This window comes from Synechococcus sp. OH2 (assembly GCF_047462155.1).
In the GTDB taxonomy this organism is placed as follows: Bacteria; Cyanobacteriota; Cyanobacteriia; order Thermostichales; family Thermostichaceae; genus Thermostichus.
Map to the genome: position 1 here is coordinate 7,327 of NZ_JANSIR010000076.1, position 2,877 is coordinate 10,203.

Genomic DNA, 2,877 nt, shown 5'->3' on the forward strand with positions numbered 1-2,877 from the left:
GTTCAGCAGCGGAAACACCTGCCCCACCAAATTGCGCATGGATTGATAGATGGAGCGTTGGTAGAGACTGGAGAAGGGCTCGGGGGCAAAGTCTTTGTTTTCGGTGTCGGCAGCCAGAGCAAGGTGCAGCTCGGCGGTGCGCTTGGCCAAGATCCGCACCGACTCCAGGTAGCTGCCAATGGTGGCGTAGGCCAGCTCCGGCAAGGGGAGTTGAGACAGCTCCAAGAAGGATCCCTGCGGAACGGGCACGGGATCCACCTCTAGGTAGTGAACCAGCACCGTCTCGAAAAACTGCCCCAGGCTGTCCAGCGTGTAGTGCCAGGCATCCCCCTCGTTGGGGATGTACTCCTGCAAAATGGCTAACGTGATGGGCTGATCGCTGGGATCAAAGCCCCGCGCCCCACGGCGGCGGCGATATTCCAGGGATCCCAACAGCCGCGGCACCCGCACCTGGGGATGGTGCTCCAGCAGGTAGCGGCCGATCTCTAGCTCTGGATTCACCCCCTCGGCCACCTTGCGATAGAACTTGAGGATGTACTGATTGCCGTAGACCACCGAGGTGTTGCTCTGCTCCGCCTTGAGGATGCGGGGTTCAAGGCCGAGGTCGTACTCAAAGGGAGCAAAGGTGGTGGCCCACAGCTCCCCTGAGGAGTGGCGCAGGCGGCCCTGCTGGGCGATGATCTGCAGCAGCAACGACAAAAAGGTTTTATCGGCCAGCGCGTCGAAAAGCACGCCCGGCGGATCCCCGGCCACCTGCACAGGGAGGATGACTGCCTGGGGTGTCTCTACGCGCAGGTGCAGGGCCGCCTCTTGGGTGGTGTAGCCCACGGGGAGAGAGTAGAGTTCTGCTTCCCCCTCGGTAAACTCGACTTGCAAGAGCAAAATCTGGCCCCGAAAGGGGGGATCCCCTTCCCGATTACAAGGAATGGCATCCAAGATCTGGGCCGACTGAATTTGGCGGGCTTTGGAGCCGAACCAACGGCAGCGGTAGAGGTAGTCGCCCAAGACCGCCTCCAGCCGCTCTTGGATTTCCCCTTGAAAGAGGCTTTCCCACGTGGGGGCGATCAGGGTGGGCAGGCGATCCGACTCTTCCGGTTTGCTGTGACTGGGGTGGATCCGCTCCGTTGGTCGCTGTGGCTCGAGGGAAAACCAGTAGAAGGAGTGGGGGCCCAGGGTCAGGAAATAGGGCAGTTGACCGATGGGAGGAAACGGCGTGCGCCCGAAGATCTCTACCGGGATCAGCCCCTCCCAGTGGGCTAAGTCCAGCTCCACAAACTGCGCGTAGCGGGAGAGGTTAGCCACCACCAGGATGCGCTCGTCGCCGTAGGCTCGCATAAAGGCCAGCACCTTGCGGTTTTCCGGGTGCAGCAGCTCAAAAGAGCCGCGGCCAAAAGCTTGGAAGCGCTTGCGCACCGCAATCATCCGTTTCATCGTCCACCACAGGGAATAGGGGTTGTTCCGCTGCGCTTCCACGTTGACGGTTTCGTAGTGGTACTCGGCATCGATGACGATGGGCAGGTAGAGCTTCTGCGGGTTGGCGCGAGAAAAGCCGGCATTGCGGTCGGCGCTCCACTGCATCGGCGTGCGCACGCTGTTGCGATCCCCCAGGTAGATGTTGTCCCCCATGCCGATTTCGTCGCCGTAGTAGATCACCGGCGTGCCGGGCAGAGAAAACAGCAGGCTGTTCATCAGCTCGATGCGGCGGCGGCTGTTGCCCAGCAGCGGGGCCAGGCGGCGACGGATGCCCAGGTTGACCCGCGCGTTGGGATCCTTGGCGTAGACCTGGTACATGTAGTCCCGCTCTTCGTCGGTAACCATCTCCAGGGTGAGCTCGTCGTGGTTGCGCAAGAAAATAGCCCACTGGCAGGTTTCGGGGATGGGGGGAGTCTGCTGCAGGATGTCGATGATGGGGAAGCGATCCTCCATCTGGATGGCCATAAAGAGCCGTGGCATCAGGGGGAAGTGGAAGTCCATGTGGCACTCGTCTCCGTCGCCGAAGTAGGCCACAGCATCTTCCGGCCACTGGTTGGCCTCCGCCAGCAGCATACGGTTGGGATATCTTTCGTCAATGTATTTGCGTAGGGCCTTGAGGAAGGCGTGGGTTTCCGGCAGGTTCTCGCAGTTGGTGCCCTCCCGCTCGTACAGATAGGGCACCGCGTCCAACCGCAGGCCGTCCACCCCCATGCTCAGCCAAAAGTCCACCACCTCGAAGATGGCCTTCTGCACGGCAGGGTTGTCGTAGTTGAGATCCGGCTGGTGGGAGTAGAAGCGATGCCAGTAGTAGGCCTTGGCCACCGGATCCCAGGCCCAGTTGGAAGTTTCAAAGTCTTGAAAGATGATGCGGGCCTCTTTGTACTTTTCGGGGGTGTCGCTCCAAACGTAGAAATCCCGCTCAGGCGTGCCGGGGGCGGCGCGCCGAGCCCGCTGAAACCAGGGATGCTGATCGGAGGTGTGGTTGAGGATGAGCTCGATGATGACGCGGATCCCGCGTTGGTGGGCGGCATCTAGAAAGATTTTAAAGTCCTCTAGGGTGCCCAGGGTGGGGTTAACGTTGGTAAAATCAGAAACATCATAGCCATCATCCCGCAGGGGGGATGGGAAAAAGGGCAACAGCCAGATGGCCGTGATGCCGAGATCTTGCAGGTAGTCCAGCTTTTCCGTCAGGCCCTGGAAGTCGCCCACGCCATCGCCATCGCTATCGGCAAAGGCCCGCACCGGCACTTCGTAGATCACCGCGTCTTTGTACCAGAGAGGGCTGGGGGCCAAGCTGGAGCCAACAGAGCGAAGAGGAGTTCGGGTCATCATAGGGCGGCAACCAAAACCGAGGGGTCAACGTAAGGCGCGGGATTCCCCACCCGGGTGGGGAGGGATAGCGCC

Annotated in this window: 1 protein-coding gene; it reads right to left on the bottom strand. The window is 60.9% G+C overall.

The features are described 5' to 3' along the window. A partial coding sequence (gene treS, locus NW835_RS06465; RefSeq protein ID WP_414414832.1) for a maltose alpha-D-glucosyltransferase occupies window positions 1-2,805 on the bottom strand: 2,805 nt, incomplete at its 3' end. Between the last annotated feature and the right edge of the window lie 72 nt (window positions 2,806-2,877).